16 protein-coding genes are annotated in these 14,976 nt (G+C 46.1%); 3 read left to right on the forward strand and 13 right to left on the reverse strand.

What is annotated here, in order from left to right; genetic code table 11:
- Positions 1-184: 184 nt before the first annotated feature.
- A complete protein-coding gene (locus tag AB4583_RS08695) occupies positions 185-1,132 on the reverse strand; it encodes a flagellar motor protein MotB (protein WP_372117030.1) in 948 nt (315 codons plus the stop codon).
- Positions 1,133-1,144: 12 nt separating this feature from the next.
- A complete protein-coding gene (pomA, locus tag AB4583_RS08700) occupies positions 1,145-1,909 on the reverse strand; it encodes a flagellar motor protein PomA (protein ID WP_004734406.1) in 765 nt (254 codons plus the stop codon).
- Positions 1,910-2,207: 298 nt separating this feature from the next.
- Here pomA and xseB point away from each other — a divergent pair, with 298 nt between their 5' ends.
- The 3 genes from xseB to dxs are packed head-to-tail and all read left to right on the forward strand — an operon-like array spanning position 2,208 to position 5,260.
- Positions 2,208-2,450, forward strand: a complete 243-nt coding sequence (gene xseB / locus AB4583_RS08705) for an exodeoxyribonuclease VII small subunit (RefSeq protein WP_004734405.1) — start codon at positions 2,208-2,210, stop codon at positions 2,448-2,450.
- A gap of 20 nt (positions 2,451-2,470) precedes the next feature.
- Positions 2,471-3,355 (forward strand): (2E,6E)-farnesyl diphosphate synthase, encoded by an 885-nt coding sequence (gene ispA / locus AB4583_RS08710; protein ID WP_017069503.1) that lies wholly within the window; start codon positions 2,471-2,473, stop codon positions 3,353-3,355.
- A 21-nt stretch (positions 3,356-3,376) separates the two neighbouring features.
- Positions 3,377-5,260 carry a 1-deoxy-D-xylulose-5-phosphate synthase gene (gene dxs / locus AB4583_RS08715; RefSeq protein WP_017069504.1) on the forward strand — a complete coding sequence of 628 codons (1,884 nt, stop codon included), beginning with the start codon at positions 3,377-3,379 and terminating at the stop codon, positions 5,258-5,260.
- A 119-nt stretch (positions 5,261-5,379) separates the two neighbouring features.
- On the opposite strand, the gene pgpA is transcribed toward dxs, so the two are convergent.
- The 11 genes from pgpA to crl form a co-directional block, all read right to left on the reverse strand.
- Positions 5,380-5,886, reverse strand: coding sequence for a phosphatidylglycerophosphatase A (gene pgpA / locus AB4583_RS08720; RefSeq protein ID WP_017060782.1), 507 nt, complete (start codon positions 5,884-5,886; stop codon positions 5,380-5,382).
- A complete protein-coding gene (thiL, locus tag AB4583_RS08725; protein ID WP_017069505.1) occupies positions 5,886-6,860 on the reverse strand; it encodes a thiamine-phosphate kinase in 975 nt (324 codons plus the stop codon). Before thiL ends, pgpA begins: the two co-directional genes overlap by 1 nt.
- Before the next feature lie 114 nt (positions 6,861-6,974).
- A complete protein-coding gene (gene nusB, locus AB4583_RS08730) occupies positions 6,975-7,442 on the reverse strand; it encodes a transcription antitermination factor NusB (RefSeq protein ID WP_004734399.1) in 468 nt (155 codons plus the stop codon).
- Entirely contained in the window at positions 7,442-7,912 is a 471-nt protein-coding gene (ribE, locus tag AB4583_RS08735; RefSeq protein WP_004741508.1) for a 6,7-dimethyl-8-ribityllumazine synthase, read from the reverse strand. The genes nusB and ribE overlap by 1 nt, the downstream gene beginning before the upstream one ends.
- A gap of 295 nt (positions 7,913-8,207) precedes the next feature.
- Positions 8,208-9,317 (reverse strand): bifunctional 3,4-dihydroxy-2-butanone-4-phosphate synthase/GTP cyclohydrolase II, encoded by a 1,110-nt coding sequence (gene ribBA / locus AB4583_RS08740; protein ID WP_102398343.1) that lies wholly within the window; start codon positions 9,315-9,317, stop codon positions 8,208-8,210.
- A 108-nt stretch (positions 9,318-9,425) separates the two neighbouring features.
- Positions 9,426-10,082: a riboflavin synthase gene (locus tag AB4583_RS08745; protein WP_010436361.1), complete on the reverse strand. Its 657-nt coding sequence runs from the start codon at positions 10,080-10,082 to the stop codon at positions 9,426-9,428.
- Positions 10,083-10,151: 69 nt separating this feature from the next.
- Positions 10,152-11,231 carry a bifunctional diaminohydroxyphosphoribosylaminopyrimidine deaminase/5-amino-6-(5-phosphoribosylamino)uracil reductase RibD gene (gene ribD, locus AB4583_RS08750; protein WP_017060785.1) on the reverse strand — a complete coding sequence of 360 codons (1,080 nt, stop codon included), beginning with the start codon at positions 11,229-11,231 and terminating at the stop codon, positions 10,152-10,154.
- A 40-nt stretch (positions 11,232-11,271) separates the two neighbouring features.
- Positions 11,272-11,721, reverse strand: coding sequence for a transcriptional regulator NrdR (nrdR, locus tag AB4583_RS08755; protein WP_004734394.1), 450 nt, complete (start codon positions 11,719-11,721; stop codon positions 11,272-11,274).
- Between the two features lie 156 nt (positions 11,722-11,877).
- Positions 11,878-13,128: a glutamate-5-semialdehyde dehydrogenase gene (locus tag AB4583_RS08760; protein WP_017060786.1), complete on the reverse strand. Its 1,251-nt coding sequence runs from the start codon at positions 13,126-13,128 to the stop codon at positions 11,878-11,880.
- Positions 13,129-13,194: 66 nt separating this feature from the next.
- Positions 13,195-14,379, reverse strand: a complete 1,185-nt coding sequence (gene proB, locus AB4583_RS08765; RefSeq protein WP_012604650.1) for a glutamate 5-kinase — start codon at positions 14,377-14,379, stop codon at positions 13,195-13,197.
- 76 nt (positions 14,380-14,455) lie between these two features.
- On the reverse strand, positions 14,456-14,845 hold the full coding sequence (crl, locus tag AB4583_RS08770) for a sigma factor-binding protein Crl (protein WP_017060787.1): 390 nt from the start codon (positions 14,843-14,845) through the stop codon (positions 14,456-14,458).
- Positions 14,846-14,976 lie beyond the last annotated feature (131 nt).

Raw genomic sequence — 14,976 nt, forward strand, 5'->3', positions numbered from 1 at the left:
AGCAAGGAAAAGAGTGCTTGCTGTAACACCATCATTAAACCGCTTGTTATTAACAGTAGCAGGTTTCGAAACGACATAAATGCCGCAGAGAGAACCATTGAAGACCAGCAAACAAAAAGCCCAACCTCATTATAAGGTTGGGCTTTCGATGCTATCTGCATGCTACCGTGTGTACACGTATCGGCTATTCATTAATAACAGGCACTTCGTCACTGTAAAGCGGCTCGCCCTGCATGATGCTGATTTCAACGCGGCGGTTGAGGCTACGTTGCCATTCAGTATCGTTCGGCTCGACTGGCTCGGTATCCGCCATGCCGCGTACTCTCAAGCGTTGATGAGAGAAACCACGCACCTTTTCCATCTCTTGAGCAACAGACACTGCTCGCTGTGATGACAAGTCCCAATTAGATCGATAAAGCTCGGAATCAAGACGTTGATTATCGGTGTGCCCTGAGATTCGAACGATACCCGGAACATCTTTCACCAACTCAGCAACCTGTCTCACCAAAGGTCGAAACTTAGGCTGTAAGAAAGCAGAGCCCGATGGGAATGCACCCTTCTCACGAATTCGAATCACAATCTGTTGGCCTAGATTTTCCACCTCAATCGCGCCTTGGTCGACCTCTCGTTCCAACGCCTTCTTGATGCTTTCCATCAAGGTTTCCATCTCTTGCGATTGAGCTTCGGCTTGCTGTTGCTGTTGGTCTGACTCAGAGTTTTGATTGTCGTGAGTCGATACCTCTGGCGACTTGCCTCCGGTCATCTTGCCTTGGTCACGCATGGTACCGCCAGCGCGCTCAGATTCACCTTCATGAAATTCCAGCGTCTGCTGAGTGATATCTATCGTTTGCTGCATGATCACATCAATCGGTGTCGGCTCTGGACGACCAGGTCGAAACTCTTGTGCAATGATGCTGGTGCCTTTAGGAATGTCTTTCACTTCCAAGCGGTTTTGTACACCAAACGCAAATTTCATCGAGCCAGCGATCTGTTTGAACTTCAGTACGTCCATCTCAGAGAATGAGAGCAGCAGTACGAAGAAACACATCAGCAGTGACATCAAGTCAGCAAATGTCCCCATCCATTGAGGCAACCCCGGAGGAGGACATTTACATGGATTTTCTTCATCCATCTTCAACTCCTCTTACGCAGGTTCACCATCAATCGTACGCTTACCTTCGTTTAGGTAGCTCTTCAGGTAACCATCGATTACTCGTGGGTTCTGACCATCTTGAATCGCGAGTACGCCATCCATAACCAAACGACGGTTGAGTGTCTCTTGGTCACGACGCAGCGCAAGCTTGTCGGCAATTGGGAAGAACACCATGTTCGAAAGAATCGCACCATATAGGGTGGTTAAAAGTGCCACCGCCATCGCAGGGCCGATCGCTTTTGGATCATCCATGTTAGAAAGCATGGCAACCAAGCCAACCAAGGTACCAATCATACCCATCGCGGGTGCAACATCACCAAATGCAGAGAACACCTTCGCGCCCTGCTCATGACGCTCTGTGGTTAATGCGATGTCTTTTTGCAGTGCAGCACGCACCACATCACCATCATGGCCATCTACCAATAGGTCGATGCCCTTTTGCATGAAACTGTTGCTGATTTCCATCTCTTCAAGTGCCAAGAAGCCACCTTTACGTGCTGCATCCGCCATCTCTACCACTTTAGCGATAAGATCTTCAGGCTCATCGGCCTTAAACATAAATGCTTTGCCAGCGATTTTAGTTGCTCCAAAGAACTGTCCCATGGTGAACTTCATTAGAACAACAAACGTTGAACCACCCACCACGATCAAAATGGATGTCGTGTCATAGAACATCCCGAGGCTTCCACCTAGGATCATTGCCATGATTACAAAGGCAAATCCACCAATCAAACCTATTAGGGTTGCTAAATCCACTGAGCACTCCTCATGCTTTTTTGTAGCTCTATGTCGACGATAATCTTTTTATCGGCAAGACTATAAGATCTTTTAGTAAATTCTTGGCCTAAGTATCACACTTTTCGTTTTTGAATCCCAACTATTGGCTTACTTTGCTCTTATACGTAGCGCATAAACTCGATAAAGCTAAGGTTATTCAAGCAAAGTGCGTTCAAGCCCCTTAAAAACGAACTTTCTAGCAAAATTTCTTGGTTACATTTGACCATCTCAGCGGCCTAGGGTAACGTTCGTTCATCTTTCCAAACGCAGATTTATTATGGCTACTAAGAAACCTGAAAATATGAGCTTTGAAGCGGCAATCGAAGAGCTCGACGGCTTGGTTGATCAACTAGAAAACGGTGATCTAGCTTTAGATGATGCGCTGAAAAAATTTGAACGAGGTATCTCCCTCGCTCGTGCCGGTCAAAGCAAACTAAACGATGCTGAACAGCGTGTTAGCATCCTACTGCAAAATGATGAAAACGCAGAACTTAGTGACTTTAACCCACAACCAGAATAACGAATTGTATGAGATCCCCTATGATTGAGACTTTATTGTCTTATCAAGCACGTAATAACGAGCAACTGAACCTTTGGCTTGATCGCCTACCACACCAAGATCAGAACCTGATCAACGCGATGCGTTATGGGTTACTTTTAGGCGGTAAACGCGCACGTCCATTTCTTGTCTACATTACAGGGGAAATGCTCGGCTGCACCGCTGAAGAACTCGACACTCCAGCATCTGCAATCGAATGTATTCATGCCTATTCTCTGATTCACGACGACCTTCCAGCAATGGACGACGATGAACTGCGTCGTGGCCATCAGACTTGTCACATCAAATACGATGAAGCAACGGCAATTTTAACGGGCGATGCACTACAAACTCTCGCGTTTACTATACTTGCGGAAGGCACGTTAAGTGCTGATGGGGAAAGCAATCGCGTTCGAATGATTCAACGCTTAGCTGAAGCCTCTGGTGCTCAAGGTATGTGTATTGGTCAGGCGCTTGATATTGAAGCTGAAAACCGCTCTGTCACGCTAGAAGAGTTAGAAGAAGTTCACCGCAATAAAACGGGCGCGCTAATGAAATGTGCGATTCGTTTAGGTGCTCTGGCTGCTGGCGAAAAAGCGTTTGAAGTGATGCCTCAATTAGATAAGTACGCCGATGCAATCGGGTTAGCCTTCCAAGTTCAGGATGATATTTTAGATATCATTAGCGATACCGAAACTTTGGGTAAACCACAGGGCTCTGACCAAGATTTGAACAAAAGCACCTACCCTTCTTTGTTAGGTTTAGAGGGCGCTCAAGAAAAAGCGCAAACTCTGCTACAGGAAGCGCTTCAAGCTTTGGCTGCAATCCCATACAATACCCAGTCACTCGAAGAGTTCGCCCGATACGTCATCGAGCGCAAGAACTAAGACAATAAGCGCGCATTACCTATGACTCTTGATATATCAAAGTACCCAACTCTTGCTTTGGCTGATAAGCCAGAGGATTTGCGTCTACTTCCAAAAGAGACGCTTACACAGCTTTGTGATGAATTACGTACCTATCTTCTTAACTCGGTGAGCCAGTCAAGTGGTCACTTAGCGTCAGGCTTAGGTACAGTAGAGCTAACCGTTGCTCTGCACTATGTGTACAACACGCCTTTTGACCAATTGGTTTGGGATGTTGGCCACCAAGCATACCCACATAAGATTCTTACTGGCCGTCGTGACCGCTTATCGACTATCCGTCAAAAAGATGGACTGCACCCATTCCCATGGCGTCAAGAGAGCGAATACGACACTCTATCTGTTGGTCACTCTTCAACATCGATCAGCGCCGGACTTGGTATGGCGATCAGTGCGAAGAAAGAAGGTAAGAACCGTAAAGTCGTGAGTGTGATTGGTGATGGCGCGATTACCGCAGGTATGGCCTTCGAAGCCATGAACCACGCGGGCGATATCCACAATGACATGCTGGTTATCCTTAACGATAACGAGATGTCGATCTCTGAAAACGTCGGTGCTCTAAACAACCACCTCGCTCAAGTTCTTTCTGGCAGTCTTTACACGTCAATTCGTGAGGGTGGCAAGAAAGTGCTATCAGGCGTTCCGCCAATTAAAGAGCTCGTTCGTCGTACAGAAGAACATTTAAAAGGCATGGTTGTCCCTGGCACCATGTTTGAAGAGTTAGGCTTTAACTACATTGGTCCAATTGATGGTCACGATGTCAATGAGCTGATTAAAACGCTGAAGAACATGAGAGATCTAAAAGGTCCTCAGTTCCTGCATATCATGACGAAGAAAGGTAAAGGCTACGAGCCAGCTGAGAAAGATCCAATTGGCTACCATGGCGTACCTAAATTCGATCCTGCACATTCAAGTCTGCCTAAGAGCACCAGCTCTAAACCAACTTTCTCTAAGATTTTTGGCGACTTCCTGTGTGATATGGCCGCTCAAGATCCTAAGCTAATGGCGATCACGCCTGCAATGCGTGAAGGTTCTGGTATGGTGCGTTTCTCGAAAGAGTATCCAGAACAGTACTTTGATGTAGCAATTGCTGAGCAACACGCTGTGACGCTAGCAACCGGTATGGCGATTGCCGGTGATAAGCCAATTGTCGCTATCTACTCGACTTTCCTACAACGTGGCTACGATCAACTGATCCACGATGTGGCAATCATGGATCTACCGGTTATGTTCGCTATTGACCGTGCAGGTCTCGTCGGTGCCGATGGTCAAACACACCAAGGTGCGTTCGACTTAAGTTTCATGCGCTGTATTCCAAACATGGTGATCATGGCACCAAGCGACGAGAACGAATGTCGCCAAATGCTTTACACCGGTCACCAGCACACGGGTCCAAGTGCCGTTCGTTACCCTCGCGGTAATGGCATGGGTACTGAGATTCAAAGTGAGTTTACCGCTCTTGAGATTGGTAAAGGTCGTATCGTTCGCGAAAGCGAAAAAGCAAAAGATGGCTCGAAGGTCGCTATCCTAAGCTTCGGTACTTTCCTTGAGAGTGCACTTCAAACGGCTGATGCTATCGATGCTACAGTGGCAGATATGCGCTTTGTTAAGCCCCTCGACGAAGCTCTGATCAAACAACTTGCTGCTGACCACGATGTACTGGTAACTATCGAAGAGAATGCGATTGCAGGTGGTGCGGGCTCAGGTGTGATTGAATTCTTGATGCAAGAAAAACTACTGATGCCAGTATTGAACCTTGGCCTACCAGACAAGTTTATTGCTCAAGGTACTCAAGGTGAACTGCACGAAGAGCTTGGTTTGGACGCGAAAGGCATTGAGAAGTCTATCACTGACTATCTTGCCAAGTAGCTTTAATACGTAAGCTCGTAAGCTCCGCAAACAAAAAAGGTTGGCCCTAGGGTCAACCTTTTTAGTATCTGCTAATTAGTTTGGTGTATCGCCAACTAAACCTTAGCCCTTCAGTTAACTCACACTAACCAACCTGCGAAATGTGCCACGGCATACAACGAAATAGCCGCCATAATACCCGCTACAATATCGTCAATCATGATACCCAAGCCGCCGTGAATTCGCGCATCTAGCCAACCAATCGGCCAAGGTTTTACCATGTCAAAGAAGCGGAAAAGCACAAAACCAGTCAGAAGCCATTTCCAGTCATCGGCAGGGATATTCAGCATAGGCACTAAGCTCATGGTGATCCAAAAGCCCGCAAACTCATCCCAAACGATAGAACCGTGGTCATGCACGCCCATATCATCAGACGTTACTTGGCAGATCTTAATACCAATAATGCAGCTTACCACCACCACGGCAACGTAAGCAGGAAACGGTAGCTGAACCAACAATAGGTACAACGGAATTGACGCAAGCGTGCCCATTGTGCCGGGAATTATCGGCGATAAGCCACTGCCAAAACCCGTTGCTAAGAAATGCCAAGGATTTTTAAGAGAAATAAGAGAAAGTGGGTTTGTCATCAATTAACCTTAAAGTGATCGTAACCAGTTAAGTTCCAGCTTAGTGGTTCACCATTATTGTGTAATTCAAAATATTCTACAGGTCTTATCTGGCCAATGCAGGTGACTTTTGTACCAGTGTGTGACAAAGCACTTTCCAGCGACCCTTTATTCTCTTCTGGTACAGTAAAGCACAGTTCGTACTCTTCACCACTCGTTAGCGCATACTGCTGAGCTGAAGTGATATCAGGAGCGAACTGACGTAACTCTGGAGAGATAGGCAGCGTGCTTACATCAATACTCGCGCCAACTTGAGAACGCTTAAGGATATGTTTTAAATCAGCAATAACGCCATCAGAGATATCAATCGCAGATGAAGCAAGGTTCACTAGAGCCTGACCCGCTAACACTCGTGGGGCGCTCACATAATGTCTCTCTTCAAGCTCAGCAGCATAGGGCTTCGCTCTGTTCTGCTCAGGGTTAAGTAACACTTCTAAGCCAGCTTTGCTGTCACCTAGATTACCTGTTACGTAAATCCAGTCGCCCACTTTCGCGCCATCTCTGCGCAGCGCTCGTCCTTCAGGAACAAAGCCCTGTACCGTCAGTGTCAGGCTTAGTGGACCTTTGGTTGTGTCGCCACCAATTAACTGAATACCAAAGTAGTCTGCGAGTTTAAAAAAGGAGTCACAGAAGGGAGCAAGCCATGCTTCATCGATTTCAGGCATGGTTAAAGCAAAAGACACCCAAGCAGGCGTCGCGCCCATTGCAGCAAGGTCACTGATATTGGAAGCCAACGCTTTGTGTGCCACCCAAGCCGGATTCGCCTCAGCTAAGAAATGGGTACCAGCCACTAAGGTGTCCGTGCTGATCGCTATCTCAACATTGCCCGGCGCTTTGACCAAAGCACAGTCATCGCCCGCAGCCAGATGTACGTCTTTACGTTGTGGTTGTCGATTTACAAAATATTTTTCAATCAGGTTAAATTCGCCAGACATCACATGCCCTATCTTTAGTCTCATAAAAATCACCGTAATTATTGATATTACAGAAATTTAGTTACAAAAAAGGCCAGCATAAAAGCTGACCTTTAGATTCAATATACGAACGTCTTATTTCTTACGAACGTGTGGTGCAGCTTTATCAAGCACACCGTTAACAAACTTATGGCTGTCTTCTGCTGCAAATACTTTTGCAAGCTCGATAGCTTCGTTGATAACCACTTTGTATGGTACATCTTCGCGACGAGTCATCTCGTACATAGCTAAACGTAGAAGCGCTAGTTCCATCAGATCCAGATCTTGCATAGGGCGAGATACGAATGGACGAAGCTTGCTATCAAGTTCCATGTGGCTAAGAGCAACACCAGTTAGTAGGTCGCGGAAGTATGCAACGTCTGTTTCTGGCATAGCAAGAGCAGGCTCTGCAGCATGATGCTCTTCTTCATCATACTTACCACCAGATAAGAACTGTTCTTCAACGGTAGCAATATTTTCTTTAGTAATTTGCCAAGAATAAATTGCTTGTAGAGCAAATTGACGTGCGTTACGACGTGCGGCTGGTTTCACACTGGCCCCCATTAGGAATCGATTTCAGAAAGAACGTTGATCATCTCAAGTGCGCTAAGTGCTGCTTCTGCACCCTTATTACCAGCCTTGGTTCCTGCGCGTTCAATAGCTTGATCGATCGTATCAACAGTAAGAACACCAAACGCTACTGGAAGAGAATATTCCAGAGACACTTGTGCCAAACCTTTATTACATTCACTACAAACATAGTCAAAGTGAGGTGTACCGCCACGAATTACTGTACCAAGAGATACAATCGCATCGAACTTACCTGTTTTTGCAACGCGCTGCGCTACAAGTGGAAGTTCTACTGCACCAGGGCAACGAACAACAGTGATGTTGTCTTCGCTTACTTGTCCATGACGCTTTAAAGTATCGATTGCACCAGAAAGTAAACTTTCGTTAATAAAACTGTTGAAACGAGCAATAACGATAGCAATTTTTGCATTTGGCGCTGGGAAGCCACCCTCGATCACTTTCATAAGCCTTCCTTTAACTATTTTCATCAAGTGAGAATTGCCGGATTCTAGCACAAAACTGTGAGCAATATCTAATGGTAATTTAGAAGAACAGACACCGGCAATGTAAAGATGATAATGCAGCGCTGATCCCAAGCATATAGGAACAGCGAGTAACCAAGTTTGTGTGTTGAACACGTTTTGAGTCGGACTTGGCTACTTTGCTCTTTTGGCAAGATTTATCACCAAAAGAGCCACTGAAATCATCGGTAAATTATGTTGCTACAAACGGAGAAACGTCTGCTCGCTGACGCATGATTTATTCGCAAACGTACTCAACAACGTTAAGACCAAAACCACCCAATGCGTGGTAACGCTTAGAGCTTGAAGAAAGCAGACGCATATCGTGCACGCCTAGGTCTTGAAGAATCTGAGAACCGACACCAACACGACGCGAGGTACCCTGCTTCTTCGCCATAGTTGGCTGCTCGTTCTTGTCTTGCGCTTCGAATGTCTTCACTTTGTGAATCAAAGAATCAGACGACTCTTCGTTGCCAAGAATAACCAACACACCGCCTTCGTCGCCAATACGCTTCATCGCTTTATCTAGCGACCAGCTGCGTTCAGTACCACGGTCTGAATGAAGCAGATCGGTGAACGTGTCATGCAGGTGAACACGTACCAAAGGAGCACCTTCAGATAGGTCGCCTTTTTGCATCGCGTAGTGGATCTGGTTATCAATTGTATCGCGGTAAGTCACCAGCTCGAAATCACCGAATTCAGTTGGTAAATGGCATTGTGCTACACGCTCAATCGTTGTTTCTGTGTTGTTGCGGTATTCAATCAAGTCAGCAATCGTGCCTAGCTTGATGTCATGCTTTTCTGCGAACACTTCAAGATCTGGGCGACGAGCCATAGTACCGTCGTCGTTTAGGATCTCAACGATAACCGATGCTGGCTCACAGCCAGCTAGACGAGCTAAATCACAACCTGCTTCCGTGTGACCTGCGCGTGTTAGAACACCGCCATCTTGCGCTGTCAGTGGGAAAATATGACCAGGTTGAACAAGGTCAGCCGCTTTCGCATCTTTCGCCACTGCAGCTTGAACCGTCACTGCACGGTCTGATGCAGAGATACCCGTTGTTACGCCCTCTGCCGCTTCAATCGAAACAGTAAAGTTAGTGGTGTACTGTGCGTTGTTATCTTGAACCATAGGCGCTAGACCCATGCGGTTTGAACGCTCTTTGGTTAGCGTCAGACAAATTAAACCACGGCCGTACATCGCCATGAAGTTAATCGCTTCTGGCGTCACATGTTCTGCTGCCATGATCAGATCGCCTTCATTTTCGCGATCTTCATCATCCATCAGGATAACCATTTTTCCTAGTCGAATGTCTTCAATAATTTCTTGAGGAGTACTAATTGGCATTGTTCTATATCCTTTGAAATGGTTCTGCTTCCTAGAACCGACACTATTTAAACCTGATGATATTGCTTCGCTTTACAAAGTCTCGCTTAACGCACTTTGTATCAACGGTTAGGCAAAACCATTCTGCTGTAAGAATTCCATCGTTAATCGAGATTCAGGCTCAGATTCTTGTTGCTGACCTTGCAGTAAACGCTCCATGTAACGTGCTAATACATCAACTTCTAGATTCACTTTACGACCGACATTGAATTGGTCGATGGTGGTTTCTGAAGAAGTATGAGGAACGATAGTCAGCTTGAATGCGTTCTTACGTAAATCGTTCACAGTCAGGCTAATGCCATCAACTGTTACTGAGCCTTTTTGAGCCACGTATTTTGAGATTTCTGCTGGCATTTCTACCCAAAATTCAATCGCACGGCCAACTTGGTTACGTTCAACAATCTCACCCACGCCATCAACGTGACCAGACACTATATGTCCACCGAAACGCGTGGTTGGTAACATTGCTTTCTCAAGGTTAACTTTATCGCCCGCTTGGTAATCGACAAAACCCGTTTTTTTCAGGGTCTCAAGCGAAAGATCTGCACTGTAGCTGTGGTCGTTATATTCAACAACTGTCAAACACACACCATTGGTAGCGATACTGTCGCCTAACTTAACGTCAGCCATATCAAGCTTACCAACATTAACCGTTACGGTGATGTCTTCTCCGCGGGGAGTGATTGCACTCAATGTACCTACGGCTTCTACAATTCCTGTAAACATTTTAAAACTCTTTTTGTTGTCAACGACACGTATGTAGTTGGAGTAACTATTTCCACTGTGGTTTCGTTACTATCTGTTTCGAAATACGGGTTTCGCAACGATGCGAATATCCACACCAACCTGTCGAACATCTTTAATTTCTAGGTCAATAACGTCAGACATTGAAGTGAGCCCTAATGCACCCATCAAACCTCGTCCGTCACTGCCCATAAGTTTAGGTGCTAAATAAAGGATTAGCTCATCCACCAGCTGCTCTTCAATCAAGCTTTTTGCCAATGTTGCGCCCGCTTCGACCCAAATATGGTCGATATGATTGGCAGGTAATTGACGCATCAGATCGTGCAAATCGAGCTGACCTGCATCTGTGGTTGCGACTTCAATATCAGCAGATGCTTCGGCAACTCTCAACACCGATGTTGGAGTCTGGAATAACTTGAGTTCAGGACGCAGTTGGTTTTGACGATCAAGAATCACACGAATCGGCTGACGCAGCTCGTCTTCAGCGTAATGACCTTTGATACTGCTTGGCAACTCTGCCCAACGAACATTCAACGACGCGTTGTCTTCAATCACCGTCTGGCTAGTTGACAACACAGCGCCTGATTTTGCTCGGTAGTTCTGAACATCACGACGTGCTTCTGGCGATGTGATCCACTGGCTTTGGCCATTTTCCAATGCCGTTTGCCCATCAAGGCTAGCGGCCATCTTTAACTGAACGAATGGCATGCCAGTTTGCATACGCTTGATAAATGCAGGGTTCAAGTCGAGAGCGTCTTGCTCTAGCAAACCGATTTCAACCTCAATACCCGCATCGCGTAGCATTTTGATACCACGACCTGCGACTTTTGGGTTTGGGTCCTGCATGGCACAAATCACTTTGGCTACTTGAGCCTTAATCAAACCTTCAGCACAAGGCGGCGTTCGACCGTAATGAGAACAAGGCTCTAGCGTGACATAAGCCGTCGCACCTTTTGCTTTGTCGCCTGCCATTCGCATGGCATGTACTTCAGCATGAGGTTCGCCCGCTTTGGCATGAAAACCTTCACCAACGATCTGACCGTCGGTTTGTACAATGACACAACCCACATTAGGGTTTGGCGCAGTAGTGTAAATGCCGCGTTTTGCTAACTGAATAGCACGCGACATCATTTGAAAATCTAGGGGGGTAAAGTTTGACATGATTGAGGAGTTAATCCTCTAATTTAGCGATTTCTTCGCCAAACTCTCGGATGTCTTCAAAGCTGCGGTAAACAGAGGCAAAACGAATGTACGCCACTTTATCCAATTCTTTCAATTGGCCCATCACAAGATTACCAATCATCTCGCTTGGTACTTCACGCTCACCAGTTGCACGGAGTTGTGACTTAATCGTACTGATCGCAAGTTCAATCGCGTCAGCACTCACTGGGCGTTTTTCTAGGGCGCGCTGTACACCACCCACCATTTTATCTTCATTAAATGGTTCGCGGTTTCCATTCGACTTTATGACTTTAGGCATCACAAGTTCTGCCGATTCGAACGTAGTAAAACGTTCACTACATGCAAGGCATTGACGGCGACGACGAACCTGATGGCCATCGGCTACCAGTCTTGAATCGATTACTTTAGTGTCGTTCTCTGAACAAAAAGGACAATGCATATCACCTCCAAATAATTGAATATCAGTGTAACGGAATTGCCAAACGTTAGGAAAGAAAAAGGGCCAATTAAGGCCCTTTTGTGTGGTGATTCATTGATTATTGCTACTCGACCGCCATTTCAAAAATGAGCTGAGGAGTAAAATTAACGACCAGCGTTAACCGCGGACTAAATAGTTCGCTTTACCTACCCATTTGTAGCTTGTCAGCTCTTCTAAGCCCATTGGGCCGCGAGCATGCAATTTCTGAGTAGACACGGCAACTTCAGCACCTAAACCAAACTGTGCTCCATCAGTGAAACGTGTTGATGCATTCACATAAACCGCTGCAGAACCAACAGAGTTAATGAAACGCTCTGAGCTCTCTAAGCTATTGGTCATGATCGCATCTGAATGACTCGCGTTGTGTACACGCATGTGGTCAATCGCTTCTGCCACATCCGCTACCACTTTCACGCCTAGCGTGTAGCTTAGCCATTCAGTGTCAAAGTCGCCTTCAACCGCATCACGTTGGTCTTCAAAACCCGCTAGCAGCGATTTTGCACTGGTATCAGCAACTAAGGTTACCTTGCCGGCTAAACGCTGTTTCAGCTTAGTTAGGAAAGCTTCAGCAACCGCTTCATGCACTAGCAGTGTATCTAACGAGTTACACGCCGATGGACGTTGAACTTTTGAGTTTTCGACCACATCGACAGATTTCTCAAGATCAGCGCTTTCATCAACGAAGATATGGCTGATACCAAAGCCGCCGATGATTACTGGGATGGTGCTGTTCTCTTTACACATCTTGTGTAGACCAGCGCCGCCACGAGGAATGATCATATCCACGTAGTCGTCCAGTTTAAGCAGTTGAGAAACGAGTTCACGATCAGGCTTCTCGATGTACTGAACAGAAGCGGCTGGAAGCTCCGCTTTCTCTAATGCAGACTGGATAACCTTAACCAGTTCCATGTTCGAGAAAAACGTCTCTTTACCACCACGTAGAATGCTTGCGTTACCTGTCTTCAGACACAGAGCTGCAATATCGATGGTTACGTTCGGACGCGCTTCATAGATAACACCCACCACACCAAGTGGCACGCGGCGGCGAGACAGTGACATACCGTTTTCTAGTACTTTGCTGTCAATTTCGCTGCCAACTGGGTCATTCAGGCTAATCACGTTACGAACATCGTTAGCGATACCGGTTAAGCGCTCTTCGTTAAGAAGTAGACGATCGAGCAGTGCGTCAGTTAAACCCGCTTCACGACCCAGTTCGATGTCTTTCGCGTTCGCTTCTAAAATCGTTGTTGCGTTTGCTTCTAGCTCATCAGCGATAATCGCCAATGCTTTATTCTTTTGCGCCGTAGATGCGGTCGCTAGGTGGAAAGCAGCGTCTTTTGCTGCGATACCCATGTTAGTTAAATCCACGTTTAACTCTCCCTAAATTCTGTCTGTCTTTGGATGCAAAAAGGTGATTCACCTTATCATCACGAGCTACTCTTGGATTACAACTAGGTCGTCACGGTGAATGACTTCTGACCCATAATCGTATCCAAGGATGTCGCCAATATCTTTACTGTGCTTGCCTGCAATTTTTGCTAGGTCTTGGCTTGAATAACTGGCGATACCACGCGCAATTACTTTGCCTTTGCTGTCTGTGACTTGGGTAACTTCACCACGAGAGAATTCGCCTTTAACTCGAACAACTCCTTTCGCCAACAAGCTGCTGCCTTTGGTGTTGACTGCGTTTACTGCGCCGTCGTCAACCACGATGTCACCTGCTGAAGCAGGGCCCGCTAAAATCCAGCGTTTACGGTTTTCAAGCGCTTCCGCTAAAGGCAAGAAACGTGTGCCTTGTGGGTTATCACTCAGTGAATCAAACACCACATTTTCAGCACTGCCCGCAGCAATAATCACTTCGATGCCTGCGCGACGAGCAATGTCAGCCGCCTGCAGTTTTGTCGCCATGCCGCCAGTACCCAACGTAGTACCGCTGCCACCTGCGATCTTACGCAGCGTGTCATCAATGGTTTTCACTTCTTTGATGAGCTCAGCATTTGGATCTTTACGAGGGTCAGCCGTAAACAGGCCTTTTTGGTCTGTTAGTAGCAAAAGCTTATCAGCACCGCACAAAATACCCACTAAGGCCGACAAGTTATCATTGTCGCCCACTTTAATTTCGTTGGTTGCTACTGCGTCGTTTTCGTTTACTACCGGAATAATATCGTGCTCAACCAGTGCGTTGATCGTGTCACGTGCATTAAGAAAACGCTCGCGATCATCGAGATCAGCACGAGTCAGTAGCATCTGGCCAATCTTAAGGCCATAGATAGCAAACAAAGACTCCCAAACTTGAATCAACTGACTTTGCCCAACTGCCGCAAGCAACTGTTTGCTCGCCATTGAGTTGGGAAGTGCGGGGTAACCAAGGTGCTCACGTCCTGCTGCAATTGCACCAGACGAAACCATAACCACAGAGTGGCCTTGTTTTTTTAATTCAGCACATTGACGAACCAGCTCAACCATATGAGCGCGGTCTAATGCCAATGTTCCACCAGTTAAGACACTGGTACCCAGTTTAACAACGACAGTTTTACGCTGTGTTGTTGTCCCGCTTTGATGATTTGTTGTCATGAAGTCTTTTATGGATAAAACAAATAAGAGGTGATGTTTTAGCAATCAAAAGGGGAATTCACAAGCAGAAAAGGTGCGAAATCGCACCTTTTTGCTTTATATAGAAGAGTAACCTTTAAAATTAGACGAATTCGACAGACTCTTCGTCTAATTGGATACTGATTTCAAACTTACTTTGAAGTTCATCAACCAGTTTCTTGTGGAAGGCTTCTTGAGTTCGAGAGACCTCAGCGACCGCCTTTTTAGGTAACGGCAAAGAATCCCAGTTACCATCGATGTTGTACTTGCCGATATTGTACTTCGCCGAATATCCCTCTTCCGACTTATCCAATTCGAGCCACCAGCCCCAGAACTCGCGTTCTTCTGGTGATTTTTTATCGTTCACACATACAGACAAGCAATCAAAGATATAGTGGCCTTCTTCTGATTGCGGTTCCCTTAAGTAAGGCCCGATCGCCTTTAAAACATTCAACAAGCGGTAATGCGTAGGTTGTTGTGTCACTTCTGACATATTGAATCTCCATTTTCAATGTTAAGAATGACGTTACTCAGACTGTTATACGTAGAAACTACGCATTTAGATTTTATAAATGACCTCTGAGTATCAGGTACTTAGTTTGTACATTTTTCATGCTTAACTAA

This window comes from Vibrio sp. 10N.222.49.C12 (assembly GCF_041475025.1).
In the GTDB taxonomy this organism is placed as follows: domain Bacteria; phylum Pseudomonadota; class Gammaproteobacteria; order Enterobacterales; family Vibrionaceae; genus Vibrio; species Vibrio crassostreae_C.